Genomic DNA, 22,901 nt, shown 5'->3' on the forward strand with positions numbered 1-22,901 from the left:
ATATTACAAAGTCCTTATTACATGTACAAATCACGCTCTCCTTTAGCGATACGATCGTAATAGGATTTAAAAGTAGGTAATAACTTCTTATCCTTAAAGAAAGAGGTACGTTCTATCTCTCGTAACTCTCTTTCGATCAATTGCTCTCCTACCGCCTTGGTCTCAGGAGAAGCGTAGTCATTCAAATATTCCCGGAACGTTAAAACGGCATTCAGCTTACAGAATTTTCCCTCTACACCTTTTTCCAATAAATTCATAATCTTGTCTCCCGTACGACCACAACGATAGCCGGCTGTACAGAACGAAGTAATCATTCCATCCTGAGCCAATTCCCGAATCACTTCGTCCAAACTTCGTTGGTCTCCCAACATAAACTGAACTTTATCCGAATTTTCCTCTTGACGCAATTTCTTTGAATAAGCCCCGATACCTATTTTAGAAGAAGCATCTGTCTGTGTACATCCCAGATGAATCAATTCCCTTCTAAACTCGGGATTCTCTCTGGCTGTCACTATTAATCCCGTGTAAGGAATAGCCAAACGTATAACAGTTACCAATCGCCTGGTGGCCTCATCCGTCACCAGGTAAGGCGAATGCTCGCTAATAAAAGATCCCGGAGCAGGCTGCATACGGGGGAAAGAAACCGTATGAGGCCCTATACCGAATTGTCGCTCCAAATCCAAAGCATGATGTAATAGCCCCATCACTTCAAAACGCCAATCGTATAGACCGAACAAAGCCCCAATGGCGACATCATCGATACCGGCATCCATAGCCCGGTGCATCGCGTAAAGCCGCCATCCGTAATTTCCCTTAATCGTATGGGCCGGATGTAATTCGGCATAACGTCCCCGGTGATACGTCTCTTGGAATACCTGGTAAGTACCGATACCGGCACGCCACAATTTCTTCAGATCCGCGATCTCCATGGGAGCCGCATTCACGTTCACCCGACGAATATTATTAAATCCGCTTCCGGTGGGAGTCGTCCGTTTAGTTGCATATATCGTTGAAATGGAATCAGCCATATAATCGGCACTATTCTTCGGATGTTCTCCGTAAACGGCAATCATCCTCTTATGCCCCTCGTCGATAACGGCTGCCGTCTCCTCACGTACCTCATCCATTGTCAAAACATGACGTTTCTCCTCTTTATTCTCGGCGCGGAAGCCACAATACACACAACTATTTACACATAGATTCGACAGATATAGGGGAGCAAAAAAGACGATACGATTATCGTATACCCGTCTTTTTACTTCTAACGCCGCTTCCTGCATCTCCTGCAATAACTCCGGATCCTCCACGTTCAATAAAGTAGCCGTTTCGGCAGGAGTCAAAATTTTAATCTCCAACGACTTTTTTATAATATCACGTACTTTTTGCCTATCGGGATTTTTCTGGCGTTCCAGTTCCTGAAATATCTCGACTTCATTGATAAAATCCTTTCCATTAACCAGGTATTTATCAATTTCAGCCTGTTTAATCACATTTTTTGTCCAATCTTTTACGTCCATCTCTATATTTTTATATCACGATCTACACGAGTATAAATCGCAGATTCTTTTCTTATTGACAAAGATCAGCATTAATTTTATATTATTACAGTATTATCCTATTCTTATTTTCGATGGGAATATAGAGAAAATCAATGCCTTCTTACTCGTAAACGATCAACCCAACAACTCTTTAACCTTTGCCGAAATAACTTTTCCCTCGGCAACACCAGCCAGCTCTTTTGATGCAATCCCCATTACTTTCCCCATATCTTTAGCCGATGTTGCTCCTACCTTCTCTATAATCCCTTTCAGTGCTGCAACCAGCTCTTCCTCCGTCAATGGTTTGGGTAAAAACTCATTCAGTACCTCGACCTGTGCCATTTCATGGGAAAACAGATCTTCCCGGCCTTGCTGCTTATAAATATCTGCAGCATCCCGTCCCTGCTTAGCCAACTTCTGTATGATCTTAACACTCTCATTATCGGAAATCGAATCTCCCGCCCCCGGAACGGATTTAGCTTCAATAAACACTTTCTTTATATTTCTCAATACTTCAAGACGTACCGTATCCTTAGCTTTCATGGCTTCCATGATGCCCTTGCTAACTCTTTCTTCTATTGTCATCTGATATTTTTTTTATTTTGAACATACGAAGTTACTATTAAATTCTCGCATTTTCAATCTCCCGCTTTCAATTTTCATAAACAAGGTGTAATTTTGTATCTTAAATAAGCATAGATGAAGACAAGCATAAGCAACAAAATCATATGGAACATCGCCTATCCTATTATTCTGGGAAGTTTGGCACAAACTTTAATTACACTTACCGATACCGCCTTTCTGGGGAGAGTCAGCGAAATTGCTCTCGGGGCTTCAGCCATGGCCGGAATCTACTATTACGTCTTTTCGACTCTGGCATGGGGATTTTCCATCGGTATCCAAATTATTGTGGCGAGACGTCTCGGAGAGGGCAAGCTTAACCGGATCGGAATTGTATTCGAACATGGACTTTTTTTCGTCACTTTTTTAGGTCTCTCCCTTTTTCTTATACAGCATTATTTTACAAAAGATCTGTTGGAAAAGGCAATCCACTCTCCCAATATATATGCTGCCGCCATGGAATATATGTCATTCCGGCATTACGGTATTATCTTCGTTTGTTTTAACTTTCTGTACCGGGCTCTTTATATCGGATTATCAAATACCAAGATCATCGGATATTCGACAGCTGTTATGGCCGTCGTAAACGTAATTTTCAATTACCTTTTGATTTTTGGAAAATTCGGTTTTCCCAACCTGGGAGTCGGTGGAGCTGCCCTTGCTTCCGTTATGGCTGAAATTTCCGCCTTCCTTTTTTTCACCCTGTATACCTTACTTAAACTTCCCCTCAAACAATACGCTCTATTTAGTTTCCACAAAATAGAAGGATGGCTTATGGGAACTATTTTAAAAACAGCCTTCCCTACCATGTTACAAAAACTGCTCTCTTTCGGAACCTGGTTTATTTTTTTCATCTTGGTAGAACACATGGGTGAACGGCCTATCGCCATCACCATAGTGGTTCGAAGTGTTTATATGCTTATCGTCATTCCGGTATTTGGCTTCGGAGCTACAGCCAATACATTGACAAGCAGACTAATCGGAGAACAAAGGCAAAAAGAGGTTATGCCTATGCTTACAAAAGTCATTCGCCTTTCCATCTTAAGTGTTCTCCCCGTATTAGCCATCTGTTATCTATTCCCACAACAAGTACTATCCATCTATTCGGATAGCAGCGAACTGATTCAAGCATCCGTTAACTCCCTGTATGTTGTCGGCTTGGCCGCACTCGCTCTCTGTTTCGGAATCACTTTTTTCGAGGCTATCTCCGGAACGGGAAACACCACTCACGCTCTTATCTTGGAAACCCTCGTACTTATCCTATATACAGCCCAAATTTGGTTTTTGGCAAGCGTGTTGCAAACGTCAGTCGAATTCGTGTGGACGGTAGAAATTACCTATGGCTTGTGTATCGGCTTTATCTCCTTACTTTATATGAAATATTTCCGGTGGCAAAAACACAAATTATAATTAAGGGAATTTATATTAACCTAAAAAACGCATGACGATAGCTATACATGCAAGGAAAATAGGTATAAATGTATTATATTCGAAAATTAAAATAGAAAAAAACGTGAAGAAAGAAACCATTATAAAAATCCTGTTCTTTATTGTACTACTCGATACGGCCGCAATCATCTATCTTATTTATCGTCCCGCCACATTAGAGGTTCAACATGTATCGAAGGTCGTTCCCATGTTAAAACCATCGGATATTTACTGCCCGGAAACGTTCAATTTAGCAGGCGAGTATGTACCTTTAAAAAGAACCGATATTGCTGAATCATTTCGCAAAGAGCTCATTGTCAATACTTATTTACACTCTCACACGATCCAGATATTAAAGAATGTTTCCCGGTATTTTCCTATCATAGAACCGATACTGGAAGAAGAGGGGATTCCCGATGATTTCAAGTACCTCGCCGTCATCGAAAGTAGCCTGAATCCCTTGGCCGTATCTCCTGCCGGAGCTGTCGGCTTATGGCAATTCATGAGTGGTACGGCAAAAGAACTGGGTATGGAAGTAAATAAAATCGTAGATGAACGATATCATATTGAAAAATCGACCAGAGCAGCTTGTGCATACCTTAAAAAAGCAAAAGAAAAATTCGGTTCCTGGGTAATGGCCGCAGCTTCCTATAACGCAGGGATGAATATGCTAACAAGACAAATCAATATTCAAAAAGAGAACAACTATTACGATCTTCTTTTAGGGGAAGAGACAGGAAGATATGTATTCCGGATCATGGCAATGAAGCAAATTATCGAGTATCCTCACCTATACGATTTTCACGTATCGGAAAAATACGAACCGGAAAAATGTGACGATATCAAAGTCGATAAAAACATCAAAGACCTGGCTCACTTTGCCAACACCCACGGAATATCTTACAAAACTTTAAAACGCTTCAATCCTTGGCTCAGGGCAAATACATTACATGCCTCCGAGAAGAAAAGCTATTACATCGCAATTCCCTGTCACCCTGAAAAATACAGATAATCAAAGCGGCACGCAATTTGCATAATTACTCTCGTTGGCGTGAATGATTACCTCTAAACAATAAAACATAAATACTATGGAAAAGAATAAAATAACGATCTATTGTGAAAACAACAAACAAGAATATACGATTCCAACAGGATGTAGCTTAAAAGAGCTCAAGCAAATCGTATTTCCCCAGAATCACCAAAATATACTTGGAGCATTAGTCAATAACGAATTACAGGATTTACATTACGAGATATACAATCCCAAATGGATCAACTTTATAGATGTTACGTCTCTCGACGGCTATAGCATTTATATCCGTTCTCTTATTTTTGTTCTCTATAAAGCCATAAAAACGCTTTTCCCAAAAAAAACATTGATTATCGAATACTCCATCTCCAACGGTCTGTTCTGCCGGATCGCGAATAAGGATTTGATTCTCACGCCTGAAACGATCATGAGCCTGAAGGAAGAAATGACCAGAATCATCGAACAAAACACGGAGATAATACGCCGGGAAACACCCACGGAAGAAGCCATAAAAATTTTTCAACGGGAAGGTCTAAAAGACAAAAAACTTCTACTCTCCACTCGCGGTAAAATGTATACTTCGGTATATTCCATTAACGGCACCTCGGATTATTTTTACGGTACCCTTGCTCCGACCACAGGTTGCCTGAAAGTATTCGACTTAATCTCCTATAAAGACGGAATGTTGTTGATGTTACCCGATCGAAACAATCCGACGGAAATTTCACCTCTTATTCCCCAGGAAAAATTATTCAATATTTTCAGCGAGTATAAACGCTGGGGAAAAATCCTGGAAGTTTCTCAAATCGGAGATCTGAACCAAATCATAGAAAAAAAACAGGTAGGGGCCATGATTAAAATAAGTGAAGCACTACACGAGAAAAAAATCTCTCAAATAGCGGATTTAGTCAAAAAGAAACACAAAAAAGTCAAGGTCATCCTGATCGCCGGTCCTTCATCCTCCGGTAAAACAACATTTGGCAAGCGATTGGCCGTACAACTTATGGTCAATGGAATCAAGCCTGTAAATTTATCCTTGGATAACTACTTTGTTAACCGGGAAAATACACCCAGAGACGAAAAAGGAGAATACGATTTCGAAACCATTGACGCACTCGATATAGACACATTTAACGACAATATTTTACAGTTACTACAAGGAAATGAGGTCGAAATCCCAAAATTTTCCTTTGAAACAGGACAACGTTTTTACGATGGAGAAAAACTCAGGATCTCAAAGAATAACGTGATTATCGTGGAAGGCATACACGGTCTAAACCCTCGCTTGACAGAGTTCCTGCCCCAAGAAAGTCTTTTCAAAATATTTATTTCGGCATTAACTTCAATATCCATTGACGACCACAATATCATAAATCCTAAAGACAATCGTTTAATTCGACGGATGGTTCGCGATCACAAATACCGGGGGTACTCGGCATTGGATACCCTTAAGCGATGGGAAAGCGTATTGTCCGGAGAACAAAAACACATTGAACCCTACCAAGAAGAAGCAGATGTTATCTTTAATTCGGCTCTGGTGTACGAATTAGGAGCTCTTAAGCAACAAGCAGTCCCTTTACTGGAAGAGGTTCTGACCAAATACCCGGAACATTCCAAGGCACTTCGCCTTTTAAAGTTCTTCTCTTACGTACAATCCGTTCCTACCAGAGAAATTCCACCGACGTCTATTATTCGTGAATTCCTCGGAGGCAGCTCTTTCAAATATTAACAAATTATAAATTAAGAGATTCGGTGATTGAGCGATTGAATTTAATCTCTGAATCACCGAATTTATTTCGGTTTTACGGCTTTTTTACCGTTACAACAATTTTAATATTTCAGAAGGATGATCAACGATATGTATTGCCCCGTTTTCCTTCAACTCTTCAGCAGAGCGGAATCCCCAGGTCACTCCGACAGAGACGATCCCGCTATTTAATGCCGTTTGCATATCTACGCCGGAATCGCCGACATACAGGGTGTCTTCCCGTTTTATCCCGGCTTCCTTTAAAATATCAAAAACAATTGTCGGATCAGGTTTCACCGGAATGCCTTCCCGTTGACCATAAACAAAATCGAAGGTATCTTTGCCGAAATAATGAGGAATCAGAGCTATAGTTGCCGAATGGTATTTATTAGAAGCTACCGCCAAGAAAATAGTTCTCTTTTTCAATGCTTCCAGTAAGTCCGTAATTCCCGGATAAGGAGCCGTGTAGTCAGCCTTATGCACGGCATAATAAGCCATAAAATCTTCCCGTATTTTTAAAATATTTTCCTCGGTCCTCGGCCCTTCCGGTAAAGCACGTTCCAACAACTTATTGATTCCGTTTCCCACGAACTCCCGGTATTTGATCAGCTCATGCGTGGGATAACCATGTTTCTGCAAAGCATAATTCGTACTGGCAGCCAAATCATCCAACGAATTCAACAGAGTACCGTCCAAATCAAATATGACTAATTTAACCATAGGAATCTCTATTAAAAATTAATCCGCATATCAAAAAAACCACCTTCCGAGGTGGTTTTCTGCACGGGAGGAGAGGTTCGAACTCCCGACCCTCGGTTTTGGAGACCGATGCTCTACCAACTGAGCCACTCCCGTGTTTAGCGTCGCAAAATAACGGATTTTTCATGAAAAAAACAAGTAGAGGTCGTAGCCTCCTCCGGTAATTTCCCCGGTCCCGATTGGAGTTTCCAGAGTCTAAGCCACTTAATACTCTAATTTTTTTACCTCATTCCTGAAAAATTCTGCTCTTAAGATTTCGTAATTCGTCAATCATCGGCTTTTCGAACGATTCCACCTCCGATCAACCGCTCTCCCCGATAAAGAGCTACCGGTTGTCCGGGAGCTACCGCCCAAGCCGGATGAGACAAATACAACATAAATCGATTCCCGGATAATCTCTCCACCCGGACATACCCTAACGGATTCAATCCCAATCCTCTGACTTTTATTTCAATATCTTCGGCATCTATCTCTTCGGGATCGATAAAGTGAACCGATTCTATCTCTATGCACTTCTGAAACAATGCAGATTTATCACTCACTATAATCCGGTTATTATCCACATCCATTCGTGAAACGTACTGAGGATTCCCGTCTCTCAAAGGGATATCCCGCTTTTGCCCGATTGTGTAATTCAAAATTCCGTTATGGTTTCCCAACAAATTGCCCTTTTCATCCCATATTTCACCGGCTGAAGAGACAAAAGACTGGCCTGTATGTTGATCAATAAATGTACGATAATCCGTCCCCTGTAAAAAACAAATACCGGAGCTCTCTCTCTGCTTGGCAAGTACCGGAAAGCCATTCATTCGAGCGATCTCCTTTACCTCCTCTTTCCTGTATACGCCTAATGGAGTTACAGCCCTGCTCAATACCATCTCGTCCACTCCCCACAAAAAATAGGATTGATCTTTATTGGAATCCACTCCCTTGTACACGTAATAATGCCCGTTCTCCAGGCCTATACGTACATAATGTCCTGTTGCTATAGGTCGGATTCCTTGTCGATCCGCAAATTCTTTCAACAGCATCCATTTGACAAGCCGGTTACACACGGCACACGGGTTCGGTGTTATACCGGCCAGATACCCCTGGAGAAAAGGATGAACCACATCACGTACAAATCGTTCTCCTCCCTCAACACGATACAGGGGAATTTCTATCCGTTTACAAAGCTCCTCTAAATCAGAATCGGATTCCCGCGCACCCATCGGCCATAACTCCAGATTTACACCTATAACTTCGTACCCCTGTTGTTGTAACAACAAGGCCGTTACAAAACTATCCACCCCTCCGCTAAGACCGACGACTATCTTTTGCATTCTCCGAATCAGATATAATTAATATAAAAATCATCTTTTCCTCATGCCACAACCAAAATTAAAAGCTGTGCAGTCAATACGCGCAGGAACATGGTTAACGGATAAACCGTTGCATAACTTACTGAAGGCATATCGTTTCCGACTACTCCATTCGAATAGGCTAAAGCAGGCGGATCCGTCGTACTGCCGGCAATCAATCCCATCAAAGTAAAATAATTAATCTTATAGAAGAGTCGGGCAACGATCCCCACAATCAATAAGGGCAAAACAGTAATTATAACACCATACCCGATCCAGTTAAACCCTCCTCCCTCAATTACAGTCTCTACAAATCCTTCACCAGCTCCCAAACCGACACCGGCCAAAAACAGGGATATTCCCACCTCCCGCAACATGAGATTCGCACTCATCGTAGTATAGGTCACCAATTTATAATGAGGACCGAAACGACTGATCAATATGGAAACGATTAAAGGTCCGCCTGCCAATCCTAATTTCACCGGCTGAGGGATACCCGGAAATGCAAAAGGAATACTTCCTAAAAAAACACCCAAAAATATACCTAAAAATATAGGGACTAAATTGGGCTCTCTCAGCCTGCGTAACGAATTGCCCAACACCTTTGCTACATTGTTGACTGCAGCTTCCGGTCCTACCACGGTCAAACGATCGCCCATCTGCAACTGTAAATTCGGCTTGGCAACCAGATCAAAACCGGCGCGATTTACCCGCGTCACATTTACACCAAAACAATTCCGCAATCTCATCTCTCCCAACAATTTCCCGTTTATATCGGATTTGGTAATCACAACTCGTCTTGAAACCAATTGTTTATCCAATTGTTCCCAAGCAACATCCACCCGTTCTCCCAAAAAAGCAGTAATGGCCTCTATATCTTTCGATGCGGCCACAACTAATAGTTTATCCCCTGCTTTCAACCGGGTATCGGAAGAACCGATCTCAATCCGGTCGTCTTCGTGGCAAACCCTGGAAAAAACAAACTTGCGATTGATAAGACGGGTTACCTCCATCACATCTTTACCAAATAGAGCCGGATTAGTGACTTTCACGGAAAATTGCTGTGCACCCGTTGCCTTATCCTCGTCCTGTTTTTCCAATACTTCGTTTTCTTGCTCAAATTTAATCCTGAAAATAACCCGCACCAATAAGATAGACCCAATGATGCCAATCACGCCCAAAGGATAGGCGACCGCATATCCTAAAGCAATAGTAGGATCACTTATCCCGGTCATATCGGTATAGGCTTGCTGAGCGGCTCCCAATCCCGGAGTATTGGTTACTGCGCCCGAAAGAATTCCCACCATAGTAGTTATCGGTAATCCGGTTATCAAATGAATTACATAAGCAGTGACCACACCCAGGAAAACAATCATTGTAGCCAATATATTTAATGTCAATCCGCCTTTTTTAAAAGAGGAAAAGAAACCCGGTCCGACCTGCATTCCCACGGAATACACAAAAAGAATCAACCCGAACTCTTTTACAAAGTGCAATGTCTGTTCATCCACTCTCATCCCAAAATGACTACAGATAATACCCACAAACAGGATCCAGGTAATACCCAACGAAATCCCTTTTATCTTTACCTTACCCAATACAATACCGATAGCGATAACGATTGCAAATACCAAGACGGAATGCGCTATACCTTGCCCAAAAAATAAGGCGTCTAACCAAGTCATACTATATCAATTTAATAATAATTAAGAATTCGTTTCCGTATGCTCCTTCATCTTATCTATCGAACGGTAAAAACGGATATCCTCCCGAAACAATTTACGATAAGTAATATGCATCTTAGACACTTTCGCCCCGATATACTCCATCAAATGAAGCATCTTCGGATTGAAATCACCTATCCAGTTCATCTCCAACCAGTCATATCCTTTACGTTTTTCAATTATATTACCGCAAAACACCCGAATCAAAGCAGCCTCTACTCCTTTTCCCTGAAACTCGGATACCACTCCAAAAATCTGCCCCAAAGCTACATTCCCCTTCTTTATATGCCGATAGTATAAAAACTTCAAGAGTCCTATTCCGTTCAGTTTTCCATTAAGGTGTTTGATAATATAATTCAATTCCGGAAACATGATGAAAAAACCGATCGGTCGTCCCTTGTAATAGGCAAAATACAATAAATTCGGGTCCAGGATTGGTTTAATCGTCTTAAACAAAGCTTCCACCTGCTCCATTTGCATTTTTCCTACACCGTGTACATCCTCGTTCCAGGCATGATTATACACTTCCAGAAAAGCTTTTTTTGCTTCCCCGGCATCTATTTGGGAATAACATAAAATCGAGTAATCCGGATTTTTCAATAAACGATCCGATTTCCACACCACGATTTTCGAAAGACTCTCCATAACCAACCGAGTCCGGTAAGTATATTGTTTGAAATAATCCAGAAAACCGTATTCTTCGAAAAATTTTATATAATATTTATGCGTATAGGGCATCCCGTAGTTCGGTTGTACAAAACCATCCACCAGAAGCCCCCACCATTCATTTCTCTCTCCAAAATTTACAGGTCCCTCCATTGCCTCCATGCCCCTGGCCTCTAACCATTCCCGGCAAGTATCAAAAAGTATAAAAGCCGCCTTCCGGTCATCTATACATTCAAAGAATCCCATGCCTCCCACGGCATAAGAATCCATTCGACAGGTATGCTCATCGATAAAAGAAGCAACCCTTCCCACGCAGACGCCCTTCTCATCCCTCAATAGCCAACGGGTACACTCTCCGTGTTTGAAATAAGGATTCTTATCGGGATCAAATACGTTATTGATGTCATTATCTAAAGGACGTACCCAATTTTTATCATTCTTATAGAGGGTCACCGGCAACAATAAAAACTCTTTTGCCTGTCGTTCATTCTTAACTTCTTCTATCGTATATTCCATAGTACTAATTTAAAGAGTTGGATACCTGAGATTTCTCAAGCCATTTTTCATGATAATGATGAGAACGTAAAAAATATTCTCCTCTTTTTATCCACACTACTATCAAGGCCAATACCATTCTCGGTAACATCAACCACCAGAAAGGTAAACCCATAACCCAAAATAGAAGAGGATCTTCTAACTGAGAATGAGAGATCGCTAAATGATGGTTTAGCAAATTCGCTTTCCGACGACTCAACTTACCCGATTTCGCACAATCCAACATGATGGCCGACCCGTACGCTAACCCCACGGTATTACCTACCAACCAAAGAAAAGCAACGTCAGGAGATAATCCGAAGATACGCATCAAAGGCGACAACAAGCCGGATAACACTTTTAACACACCGAACTCCTCCAAAACACGCTGCAAAATCATTAACCCCGAAATCACCAGTACGATCTTCAAGGAGAGGAACAAGGCGTTAACCAACCAATGCTGCATCGTTGCCCAAAACGGCAAAACAGTCAGGGTCTCCTTCATCATCTTTTCTCCCATCTCCGGCAACAAAATATTCAGTCCGAAAGCAGCGATAAAACTCATAACCACTCTCAAAACGATCATTCCTATAAAAGAAGAACCCGTTTTCTGCAACACCAAGGTCTCCACGATAAAATTATGAGAAATCAGACACATGGTTGCCATAATCACGCACTCCCGTACGGTAAAATCGAGAGTAGAGAGCAAAGCGATCACCGTGTATATGTTTGTGAAAATACTCGTGACAAAAACCAAAGCCGCATCTCCCGGCAATCCGACCCATTTAAATAAAGGAGCGGCAAAAGAGGAGATGTAAGGCAAAATATCGAAATAAGAGAGCAAAGTGACAAACAAGGAGACCGGTAACATAATTTTCAAGAACCATAACGATGTCCGCAAGGCAACCGGTAACGCCTTACTTACACACCGCCCCATTCTTTCCCCTATCTTTTTCACTACTTTCTTTAAATTTACAATTTCAAATTAAAATCACTTTCCGGAATGATACCATCCCCTAAACATTTTTACCTTAATTCATCCGTTAAAAGCCGGATCTCCATCGTAGGACTTATCCGCTCGTATAAAATATTATAAACGGCATTAGTAATAGGCATATGTACGTTATAATGCTCATTGATCTCGTGAATACCCTTTACACCGAAATACCCTTCCGCAATCATTAACATTTCCAATTGAGCCGATTTCACGGAGTATCCTTTACCGATCATTGTTCCAAAAGCCCGGTTACGACTAAATTGAGAATAAGCTGTTACCAGAAGGTCTCCCAGGTAAGCTGAATTTTTAATATCCCGCTCAATCGGGTGTACGACATCCACAAAGCGCTTCATCTCTTGTATAGCATTGGAGATCAGAACAGCCTGGAAATTGTCTCCATACCTCAATCCGTGACAGATTCCGGCCGCAATAGCGAAAACATTTTTCAACACGGCTCCATATTCCGTCCCGTAAATATCATCCGATATCGCCGTTTTCACGTAATGACATTCAAACAGTTGTGCTATCGCCCGGGCCTGTTTCAAATCTTCACACGAAAAAGTCAGATAGGAGAGACGCTCCAAAGCAATCTCCTCGGCATGACAAGGTCCGGAAATAATCACAATCTGCTCGAAAGGTACATCATAATATTTATGAAAAAACTCTCCGATAATCAGATTATCATCCGGGATCAATCCTTTAATGGCGGATACGACGACCTTATCTTTCAACGGAACCCGCAAACGAGAAACCACATTTTTCAAAAAGGCACTCGGAATAGCAAAGACAATAACGTCCGATTGAGTAACTAATTTATCCAAATCATCGGTAAAATTAATTTTCTCCAAATCGAATTCAACTTCACACAAATACCGCGGATTGTGATTCAAACCTTTAAAAGCCTTTATGGTCTCGATATTACGCATAAACCAATTAATGCGACCATTATTTTCTGTCAGCATCTTAGATATGGCAGTAGCCCAACTACCTCCGCCGACAACCCCGATCCTGGGTTTATCACTTATTTGCATGATACTTCTATTAATAATGAACGATTTACGATTCACGAATATCATTTGTGAATCGCAAATCGCAATATAAAATTTCAAATTATTTATTCAGCCACGCCTTTACCTCATCCTGTGTCGGATTGGTCAAGCCCAATTTCTCTTTTTTGTTGATCCCGCACAATTCCTGGTGAAACTTATTCGGATTTTCTATGTCCTTTAATGATTCCACGGTTTGATAACCGATTTTTCGAATCACGGGAATCCACTCCTCAATAATCCCCAACTCTATAAATTTTTCATCACCATCTATCGGCATTTTCTTTTCCGGTTTCATTTGAGGGAAAAGTAAAACGTCCTGGATCGAAACGCTATTCGTCAAAAACATACACAAACGATCAATCCCTATCCCCATTCCTGAAGTAGGAGGCATACCGTACTCCAACGCCCGTACGAAATCATAGTCAATGAACATCGCCTCATCGTCCCCCCTCTCCTGTAAGGCCAATTGATCCTTAAATCGATTCAACTGGTCTATCGGATCGTTCAACTCGGAATAGGCGTTTGCCACCTCTTTTCCGTTCACGAACAATTCAAAGCGTTCCGTCACACCGGGGTCCGTCCGATGCATTTTAGTTAACGGGGACATTTCGACCGGATAATCGTAAATAAACGTCGGTTGAATATAATGGCCTTCACACTTCTCGCCAAACAGTTCATCTATCAGTTTTCCCTTGCCCATTGTTTCGTCTACCTTCAAACCCACAGATAAACAAAATGCCCGAATTTCCTCTTCACTTTTTCCAGTAATATCAAAACCGGTATATTCTTTAATGGCATCCGCCATCCTTATTCTTTTAAAAGGACGCTTAAAGTCCACTTCATTCTCACCAAACGGGGCCTTTGTAGTCCCATTTACAGCCAATGCAGCAGCCTCTATCATACGCTCCGTGCAATCCATCATCCATTTATAATCCTTGTAAGCCACGTATACCTCCATACAAGTGAACTCCGGATTATGGGTACGGTCCATTCCCTCATTCCTGAAATTCCGGGAAAATTCGTAAACACCATTAAAACCGCCGACAATTAATCGTTTTAGGTACAACTCATTAGCAATCCTCAAATAAAGAGGAATATCCAGAGCGTTGTGATGTGTGATGAAAGGACGGGCCGAAGCTCCTCCCGGTATGGATTGTAAAACAGGCGTCTCTACTTCCACACATCCCATCTCATTATAGAATTGACGAATGGCATTGATCATCTTGGTACGCTTCACAAACACATCTTTCACTTGCGGATTCACAATCAAATCCAAATAACGTTGACGATAACGCATTTCAGGATCCGTAAATGCATCGAAGACCTTTCCGTCTTTTTCTTTCACGACCGGAAGCGGACGCAAAGATTTGGATAGCATGGTCAATTCCTTGGCATGCACGGAAATTTCACCCATATTGGTTCGAAACACATGCCCCTTCACGCCGACAATATCTCCGATATCCATCAGTTTTTTAAATACCACATTATACATCGTACTATCCTCTCCTTCCGAAATATCGTCACGGCTCACGTATACCTGTATCCGTCCGGCAGCATCCTGTATTTCAAAAAACGAAGCCTTACCCATGATTCGCCGACTCATCATCCGTCCGGCAATCACTACCTCCTGTAACTCTTCGGGAGATGTTTCAAATTTATCCCGAATTTCTTTAGAGAGATGAGTAACCTTAAATTCCGGCGCCGGATAAGCATTTATCCCCATTTTATTCAACTCATTTAAAGAGTTTCGACGAATCATTTCCTGTTCACTTAATTCTAGGCTCATTTTCAATCAACTTTTAGCGTTTTAAAACATATTTCGCGTAAACGAAAGCTTTAATAAAGTGCAAAGATAGTAATAATTTTAGATTTACTAATTCATAACAAGCCGATTCCATCATTGAAAAATGAAAAGTAAAAAAAGTGTATGCACCCATTATTCCAGTTCCATTTCTTTTTTCAAACTTTTAAATTTATCCTCTATCTTTTAACTTTTAGCCTACTCTGATTTACAATTCAATAGCATAAAATAGTCCGTCGGTTAAAAAAATATAACTACGAATCTTTTGAAATCACAGGGAAATTCTACTACTTTGTAGCTGAATAGGAGAAAGTGTATAATGAAAAAAAGATGGGTAGTCAATACCCCACCAAAGTGGGAAAAAATAGAAACTTTATCAAAACAACTTAACTGCAGTCATGTCATTGCAAACCTCTTAATACAAAGAGGGGTAGAAACTGCAGAGGAGGCCCACTCTTTCTTCAATCCCACTTTAAATATGTTACACGACCCCTTCCTGATGAAAGATATGGATAAAGCGGTTATCCGACTTGAAAAAGCCATTCAAACGGAAGAGAAAATTATGATCTACGGAGATTATGACGTGGATGGAACGACAGCCGTAGCTTTACTGTATAAATACCTTAAAAACAAATGCGAGAAACCGGAATATTACATACCGGATCGGTATACGGAAGGTTACGGGGTCTCCATTCGGGCCATCGACTACGCCGCCCAACACGGAATTTCGCTCATGATTGTCACCGATTGTGGGGTAAAAGCCGTAGAAAAAGTCCGATATGCTCAAACCAAAGGGGTGGATGTAATCATTTGTGATCACCACACACCCGGGGAGCAATTACCGGAAGCCGTTGCGGTACTGGATCCGCAACGAAGCGATTGCAACTACCCCTATCGTTGGCTCAGCGGTTGTGGTGTAAGTTTTAAATTGGCCCAAGCTTATAGCCTAAAACACAATCTTCCGATGTCGGAACTTTACAACTTACTGGATCTGATATGTGTCAGCATTGCCAGTGATATTGTTCCTATCACGGGTGAAAATCGAATCTTGGCCCACTACGGTCTACAGCAACTTAACGAGCGTCCCAGTTTGGGGCTCAACACCATATTAAAATTTTCCGGCATCAACAAGCCGCTAACGATCAACGATATCGTTTTCCGCATCGGCCCCAGGATCAATGCCGCCGGACGGGTCGAATCAGGCAACAAATCGGTTGAACTACTCATTGCCGACGATGCCAAAAAGGCGATGGAGGTTGCCGAAAGCATCAACAATTTTAACGACCAACGTAAAAAGCTGGATCACAATATCACGGAGGAAGCCTTGGAATACATAGGCCAAGCCCAATACGATCAATCCCAGAAAGCAACAGTTTTGTATAACCCCAACTGGCATAAAGGAGTTATCGGAATTGTAGCTTCCCGTTTAACGGAATACTACTACAGGCCGACCGTCATTCTGACCGAATCCAACGGTTTGGCGACAGGTTCTGCGCGTTCGGTAGAAGGATTTGACCTCTATTATGCCATTTCTCAATGCAGCGAATATTTAGAAAACTACGGGGGACATAAATACGCTGCCGGGTTAACATTAAAACTCGAAAATATAGAGCCCTTCCGTAAAAGATTCCAACAAATCGTAAGCGAAACGATTACCGACGAAATGCTAATCCCGCAAATCAATATCGACGCTAAAATAAAATTGGGAGATATTACCCCCGAACTTTACAATATGATTCAAAAATTCGCCCCCTTCGGGCCGAATAACAACATCCCCGTTTTCATGACGGAAAATGTAACCAATTTTATCGGATCGAAGCAGGTCGGACGTAATAACGAACACCTCAAATTAGTGGTAGTGGACGATACTCGTATCTGTAACGACCGGAGCGGCATTGCCTTCAGCATGGGAGATTATTTCAATCGTATCAGTAAAGGTGAGTACTTCGATATCTGTTATACCTTGCAGGAAAATGTTTTCATGGGAAAAATCGATATACAGATGATGGTTCGAGATATTAAATTCAAAGAAGACAATAGATAAATGCAATCGCTCTCTTCCAAATTACTCGAAAAAGCGGTAGAGCAATTTGCCACACTACCGGGTATCGGACGCAAAACCGCCCTCCGGTTTGCCCTTCATATATTACACCAGAACAAGGAAGAGGTCGACCTATTCACGAACAGTATTTTACAGCTAAAAGAATCTATCCGGGAATGCAGGCAATGCCATAATATCACGGATCAAGAAACATGCGAGATCTGTGCCGATCCGCAACGGGACAACAGCACGATCTGTGTCGTGGAAGACATTAAGGACCTGATGTCCATCGAAGCCACAGGACAATATCATGGCATTTACCATGTATTGGGAGGAATCATCTCACCCATGGACGGCATCGGGCCAGCCGATTTGCATATTGATACGCTGATCTCCCGGGTATCGGCCTCCCCGGTAAAAGAGATCATCTTTGCCTTACGAGCCACCATAGAAGGAGATACGACCGGTTACTATATCTACAAAAAACTCCCCCGCCGGGAAGAACTGATCATCAGCACCCTTGCCAAAGGTATTGCCGTGGGAAACGATCTCGAGTACACCGACGAACTCACCCTCGGCCGCTCCATCATCAACCGGGTGGAATTCAAAATTTGAACCCGCCACCTCCATCCGTCTCAATATTCCATTATCAAATAATTAGTTGTTATTATCAATACACATTAATAAATACAAAACAACTAACTTTATTTTATATTATATTCTATTACAATAACAACTATCATGTTATTTAATTAAATTTGTAAAAATTGAGTTTGGTTAAAGAATAAAATTAAATCCTTTAATCGTAAACATAAATCGTCAAAACGATCACGACTAACCTGGATACCATGAATTTAAATTACATTAAACTCGTTGCCCGTTACGAGAGAATTCTTCTCCGGAGAAATTTAATTTTCATAATCTTTACCCTGTTTATCACGGGGGGTATTCTGTGTTTTCATATTTATTTTCATAGCGATTGGAAAGTATCACAACCCCGGGTTAATATCCCATCGGTCATCCCGTTCACGAACGCGTACCTTTTCAGTATTCTACAGGCCCTGGCCGTCATTTTTCTGGCCGGAGATTTTATAAACCAGCATAAAAAGAAAAGCACGAACGACGTGTTTCTTACCCGTCCGGCAAGCGCCGGGGAATACGTGATCGGGAAAACCCTGGCGATAATTGAAATGATTTTACTCATCGATTTACTCGTCATCATACTCGCGATGACGATTCATCTTTTCGCCAGTAATTTCTCCTTTGATTTTTCTCTCTACCTGTTTTACCTCCTTACCCTCACTCTCCCGGCAATACTGTTTATGACGGGATTATCCATGATGTTAAAAATTTTGATAAAAAACGTCTGGATTGCCTCTCTCGTCCTGTTTATATTCTGGGGCGCATCCATCTCTGTTCTACCTCCAGTCGGGCACGGGATTCTCGATTTCATCGCCTCCGAGATTCCCAATGTTTTCTCTTCCGTCACCGGACACCCCGGAATCAACGTGTACCTTTTACAACGTTCTATCTTTATATTGCTTTCAGGGGTTTTGATTTCCGTGGCGATAACGAAACTCCCCCACTTCTCGGAGCATAAAGGACTTTCCAAAGGACCGGTCCGGGTGCTCCTGCTCTTCGCAGGAGGGGTATTGATCGCCGCGAGTATCTACAGCCTGCACTTCAAGCATAGCAAGGACAAAAGAACAGAGTACTCTCGTGTCTATCGCCAAGCCGCCCCCCTGCCAAAAATAAATACCGTCGAACACGAGATTATCTTCCAAAGAGAAAAAAACAGATACGAGGCCACCAGCCTGATGACTATCGTCAACCGGACACCCCGAAAAACAGACACACTATTGCTTTACCTAAACCCGGCATTAGAGGTGACGGAGTTGACTCTTAACGGGGAAAACATCCCCTTCCAGCGAAAAGAACAACTTATCCTGGTGGATGCCGCCATGGAACCACGAGATACCTCCCTAATCGTCATAAACTATAAAGGTAAAATCGATCCCCTCGTTTGTTACCCGGATATTTCAAACGAGGAATTTTTCCGCACGGAGAAAATGGAATATTTTCTCTCTCTCGGACGTCACTTTGCCTTTTTAGGAGATAAATTTACACTACTTACACCGGAATGCTTGTGGTATCCCACTACCATTCCCACTGTAAACTTCGACCAACCTTTCAACAACCAACAGGATTTCACGTTATTCAAATTAAAAGTCATCTCTGCCCCGCAAAGAACCATAATATCGCAGGGTGAAATGACTTTATCGGGAGATACCGCGTGTTTCAACAACAAATACCCCCTGACAGGTATTATCCTTTCCGAGGGAGATATGACCCGGGACACGGTAAAAACCTCGATAACCCGTTGGGAATTCTACAATAAAAAAGGACACTACCCGCTACGGGGAGCACTAAACGCATCCGATTCGGGTAGAATAAAGGGATGTGAAGGATTCATACATGTTTACTTAGAACAGTCAACTTGTCCTTTTCATAAACTGGCCTGTATAGAGACTCCTCGCTCCTTCTACTCTTTCCCTCGTTCATGGACACCCCTTTTGGACTATATACATCCGGAGATCATACTCATGCCGGAGCGGGAAGACAAAAAACCGATAGACTACCCAAAACTTCTCAAAATCTATGTAGAGAAATACAAACTACCTTTTACAATCGAAATATTAGAATCAGATCAAATCACCAGAAACGGTACTCTCTTTTTTCCAAAAGGCGAAAAATTATTTCAATCTATCATGCAAAATCAAAATATATTCGTCAATTCTTTGGAGTTTCCCGTCATGAACCGTGTTATTTCATGGTTAAACACCGGACTAAAACGAAGAACAACGCATCCTTCTCACGCTTTATTCCTAAAAATAAAAAACGATATGGATGCTATAGAGTACCTAACGCACAAAAGTTTAAAAGAAGCTTTGGAAGATTCTGGAACACAAGAATTTTTACAAGATATTATCCGTCTAAAAAGTTATCAATTACAAGATCACATCCTTTTGCAAACTTCATGGCCCGATTTTAAAAATTTCTTAGACTATTTTTTTCATAAATATCAATTCAGGGAAGTATCTTTTGATCAATTTACCAGAGAATTAAATACAAATCTCGGAATAAACATTCTGCCACTCGTAGAAAAATGGTTCATCGAGCAGGGAGTTCCCACTTTTTATATCAAAGACATAAAACCTGTTCAGGCACAAGTAAATCAGCAAGGCAAAATATATTTGAATTTCAAAATATGGAATCGAAGTCGAGTTGCCGGTGTCGTTTCTGTAGAAGAGAACCTGAGGAGGGGATTCAGGCATACACAAGGTCAATTGATTCATCCGAATGAATCAATTGAAATATATTATCTTTTGAAAGATTCTATTCCCCCGGATAAAATGGAACGCATTTTAAGTTATTCTTTTTGCCTAAATACCAATTACTCCAGAAATCTGCCGGAAAATTTCGGAATAACAAGTTTTGGTGACATCGTTCCGGAAGTTAAACCATTGGATATACAAAACATCCGACCCGTAGACACCCTGACGTTTCTTGCCCCGACGAACGAGATCATCGTGGACGACACCGACCCGGGCTTCCGCATTATTCAAGACGAATTGCCTTTTTTCCAGAAACTAAGAAAACAACCGAAGAAATACAATTACATCCAATTTAATATTCCCCATCGATGGACACGTGCCGTTGAAACCGGGGCCTACGGAGATATCATGCCCACTTGCTTTTGTAAAACCGAGGGAGGAAGGTCTAAAGTGGAGTGGAGTGCAGAAATAAAAAAAGGCGGCACCTATGAACTCTTTATATATTCTTATCAATTGGAAAATTGCAGTAACCTAAAACGTCCCCCGTACAACTACACGTTCCACCACGATGATAAAGAAGAACGAATTCTTTTTGATCCCACTACAGGCAAAAGTAAAGTTCATATCTATTACACCGACAAAAATGAGGAAGAGAAAAAAGTGGACTTCCCGTTCGGCTGGATTTCTTTAGGAGAATATGCTTTATCACCCGGCAAAATAAAATTAATCTTACACGATAAAGGATTATCTGCCGATCAGATTTTAGTGGTAGATGCGGTAAAATGGGTAAAAAGGGAGTAACTCCCTACATACCGATATAAGTCAATCCACATAAAACGAACAAGAGGGATAATACACTACTACATATCGAAAGCAAAAGGCAACAACTGACTGGCCTTCACCCTAATAGTCGTTTCCCGTCCTATTAAAATCACGTCAAAATCAGACTTGTATCGTTTGATCACCTCGGAGATCACCTGTCGGCAGGCTCCGCAGGGAGTTATAAATTCTTCCAGAGGAATCCCTTTATTACGAGCCGCAACAGCCATAGCCTTCACTCCCACCTCGGGATAGGTAGAACAAGCATAGAACAAAGCCGTGCGCTCCGCACAGGTTCCGGAAGGGAAAGCCACATTTTCCTGATTCGAGCCGCATACGATCTCTCCGTTATTTAGTAAAACAGCCGCTCCTACCGCAAAATCAGAATATCGACAATAGGCATTACGTGTGATCTCAGATGCCGCACGACACAACTCCTTATACTCTCCCGGGCAAGATTCTTTATATACCTCGTACTCTATCTTTAATTCTGCTTTTTCCATTCTGTTTTTTTTATTATTTTTACCGCCTAATATAAAACAATATATCCGATGATGAACAAATTTTACGTTTTTTTCTTTTTTTGTTTGGTTTGTTCCCAACTGGAGGCAGCCACCCCGGATAGTCGAAAACACTATATCAAAAAATACAAAGACCTCGCTATTCAGGAAATGGATCGCACCGGTATCCCTGCCAGCATCAAATTAGCACAAGGAATATTGGAATCGGGTTGTGGTAGATCCGAATTATCTATCAACGCCAACAATCACTTTGGCATTAAGTGCCATGACTGGAACGGGCCCAGTTTTAAAAAAGACGACGACCGGAGAAACGAATGCTTTCGCAAATATAAAAATCCAGAACAATCATGGGTGGACCACAGTAACTTTCTGACTTCACGCTCAAGATACTCCTTTCTTTTTGAGCTTCCCAGAACAGACTATAAAGGATGGGCAAAAGGATTAAAAAAAGCAGGATACGCAACGGCTCCGGATTACGCTCAAAAGCTGATCCGAATCATCGAGGAAGAAAAACTATTCGTTTACGATCGTCCCGGGAAGCGGGTTAAACCGATCCCTTACGAAGTTAACTACACGTTGAATAGTGGGCCAGACTACCAACGACGTGTCGTTTATATCAACAACAGACCCTGTATCAAAATCAAGGAAGGCGACACGTTTGAAGCCATTGCCCGATATTTCGGACTCCCGTTAAAGCAATTGTTAGCTTACAACGACAAGAAGGAGACTTCTATCCGAACGGGTATGCACGTATTCTTAAAAAACAAGAGAAATAAAGCGCCTAAAGGCTATACCTTCTATAAAGTCAAAAAAGGAGATACCATGTATATGATCTCTCAAATATACGGCATCAAACTGACTCGATTACTCCGGTATAATTTTATGGAAAACGGCGATCAACCTCAAATCGGCGAAATGATCTCTTTAAGAGGTTATTCTCAACTTTATTAA

The 22,901-nt window shown here is 41.6% G+C and carries 17 protein-coding genes and 1 tRNA gene; 7 read left to right on the forward strand and 11 right to left on the reverse strand.

Going from position 1 to position 22,901, the window contains the following annotated elements; genetic code table 11:
* Positions 1-17: 17 nt before the first annotated feature.
* Both hydG and QZR76_RS04130 read right to left on the reverse strand, forming a co-directional pair.
* Complete coding sequence (gene hydG / locus QZR76_RS04125) at positions 18-1,517, reverse strand: [FeFe] hydrogenase H-cluster radical SAM maturase HydG (RefSeq protein WP_294140668.1); 1,500 nt, start codon at positions 1,515-1,517, stop codon at positions 18-20.
* A 156-nt stretch (positions 1,518-1,673) separates the two neighbouring features.
* Entirely contained in the window at positions 1,674-2,123 is a 450-nt protein-coding gene (locus QZR76_RS04130) for a GatB/YqeY domain-containing protein (protein ID WP_294140670.1), read from the reverse strand.
* Between the two features lie 114 nt (positions 2,124-2,237).
* Between QZR76_RS04130 and QZR76_RS04135 the strand changes: the two genes are divergently transcribed.
* The 3 genes from QZR76_RS04135 (at position 2,238) to QZR76_RS04145 (ending at position 6,346) form a co-directional block, all read left to right on the forward strand.
* Positions 2,238-3,569, forward strand: a complete 1,332-nt coding sequence (locus QZR76_RS04135) for an MATE family efflux transporter (RefSeq protein WP_294140672.1) — start codon at positions 2,238-2,240, stop codon at positions 3,567-3,569.
* Positions 3,570-3,672: 103 nt separating this feature from the next.
* Entirely contained in the window at positions 3,673-4,599 is a 927-nt protein-coding gene (locus tag QZR76_RS04140) for a transglycosylase SLT domain-containing protein (RefSeq protein WP_294140674.1), read from the forward strand.
* Between the two features lie 76 nt (positions 4,600-4,675).
* Entirely contained in the window at positions 4,676-6,346 is a 1,671-nt protein-coding gene (locus QZR76_RS04145) for a nucleoside kinase (RefSeq protein ID WP_294140676.1), read from the forward strand.
* Between the two features lie 90 nt (positions 6,347-6,436).
* On the opposite strand, the gene QZR76_RS04150 is transcribed toward QZR76_RS04145, so the two are convergent.
* The 8 genes from QZR76_RS04150 to lysS form a co-directional block, all read right to left on the reverse strand.
* Positions 6,437-7,084, reverse strand: a complete 648-nt coding sequence (locus tag QZR76_RS04150) for an HAD family hydrolase (protein ID WP_294140678.1) — start codon at positions 7,082-7,084, stop codon at positions 6,437-6,439.
* A gap of 62 nt (positions 7,085-7,146) precedes the next feature.
* Positions 7,147-7,219: transfer RNA gene (locus QZR76_RS04155), tRNA-Trp, on the reverse strand.
* A 170-nt stretch (positions 7,220-7,389) separates the two neighbouring features.
* The gene (gene mnmA, locus QZR76_RS04160; protein ID WP_294140680.1) at positions 7,390-8,445 is read right to left on the reverse strand and encodes a tRNA 2-thiouridine(34) synthase MnmA; all 1,056 of its coding nucleotides are present in this window, start codon (positions 8,443-8,445) and stop codon (positions 7,390-7,392) included.
* A gap of 41 nt (positions 8,446-8,486) precedes the next feature.
* Positions 8,487-10,148: a putative transporter gene (locus tag QZR76_RS04165; protein ID WP_294140682.1), complete on the reverse strand. Its 1,662-nt coding sequence runs from the start codon at positions 10,146-10,148 to the stop codon at positions 8,487-8,489.
* Between the two features lie 21 nt (positions 10,149-10,169).
* Positions 10,170-11,369, reverse strand: a complete 1,200-nt coding sequence (locus tag QZR76_RS04170) for a hypothetical protein (RefSeq protein WP_294140684.1) — start codon at positions 11,367-11,369, stop codon at positions 10,170-10,172.
* A 4-nt stretch (positions 11,370-11,373) separates the two neighbouring features.
* Positions 11,374-12,345 carry a nucleoside recognition domain-containing protein gene (locus tag QZR76_RS04175; protein ID WP_294140685.1) on the reverse strand — a complete coding sequence of 324 codons (972 nt, stop codon included), beginning with the start codon at positions 12,343-12,345 and terminating at the stop codon, positions 11,374-11,376.
* Positions 12,346-12,413: 68 nt separating this feature from the next.
* Complete coding sequence (locus QZR76_RS04180; RefSeq protein ID WP_294140686.1) at positions 12,414-13,415, reverse strand: NAD(P)H-dependent glycerol-3-phosphate dehydrogenase; 1,002 nt, start codon at positions 13,413-13,415, stop codon at positions 12,414-12,416.
* A gap of 79 nt (positions 13,416-13,494) precedes the next feature.
* The gene (lysS, locus tag QZR76_RS04185) at positions 13,495-15,219 is read right to left on the reverse strand and encodes a lysine--tRNA ligase (RefSeq protein WP_294140687.1); all 1,725 of its coding nucleotides are present in this window, start codon (positions 15,217-15,219) and stop codon (positions 13,495-13,497) included.
* A gap of 334 nt (positions 15,220-15,553) precedes the next feature.
* Here lysS and recJ point away from each other — a divergent pair, with 334 nt between their 5' ends.
* The 3 genes from recJ (at position 15,554) to QZR76_RS04200 (ending at position 21,411) form a co-directional block, all read left to right on the forward strand.
* Positions 15,554-17,278 (forward strand): single-stranded-DNA-specific exonuclease RecJ, encoded by a 1,725-nt coding sequence (gene recJ, locus QZR76_RS04190; RefSeq protein WP_294140688.1) that lies wholly within the window; start codon positions 15,554-15,556, stop codon positions 17,276-17,278.
* Positions 17,279-17,890: a recombination mediator RecR gene (gene recR / locus QZR76_RS04195; protein WP_294140689.1), complete on the forward strand. Its 612-nt coding sequence runs from the start codon at positions 17,279-17,281 to the stop codon at positions 17,888-17,890.
* A 233-nt stretch (positions 17,891-18,123) separates the two neighbouring features.
* On the forward strand, positions 18,124-21,411 hold the full coding sequence (locus tag QZR76_RS04200) for an ABC transporter permease (protein ID WP_294140690.1): 3,288 nt from the start codon (positions 18,124-18,126) through the stop codon (positions 21,409-21,411).
* 59 nt (positions 21,412-21,470) lie between these two features.
* On the opposite strand, the gene QZR76_RS04205 is transcribed toward QZR76_RS04200, so the two are convergent.
* Entirely contained in the window at positions 21,471-21,932 is a 462-nt protein-coding gene (locus QZR76_RS04205) for a cytidine deaminase (RefSeq protein ID WP_294140691.1), read from the reverse strand.
* Between the two features lie 48 nt (positions 21,933-21,980).
* Here QZR76_RS04205 and QZR76_RS04210 point away from each other — a divergent pair, with 48 nt between their 5' ends.
* Positions 21,981-22,901 carry a glucosaminidase domain-containing protein gene (locus QZR76_RS04210; RefSeq protein WP_294140692.1) on the forward strand — a complete coding sequence of 307 codons (921 nt, stop codon included), beginning with the start codon at positions 21,981-21,983 and terminating at the stop codon, positions 22,899-22,901.

Origin of the sequence: uncultured Sanguibacteroides sp. (assembly GCF_900543425.1) — a bacterium.
Classification (GTDB): Bacteria; Bacteroidota; Bacteroidia; order Bacteroidales; family Marinifilaceae; genus Gabonibacter.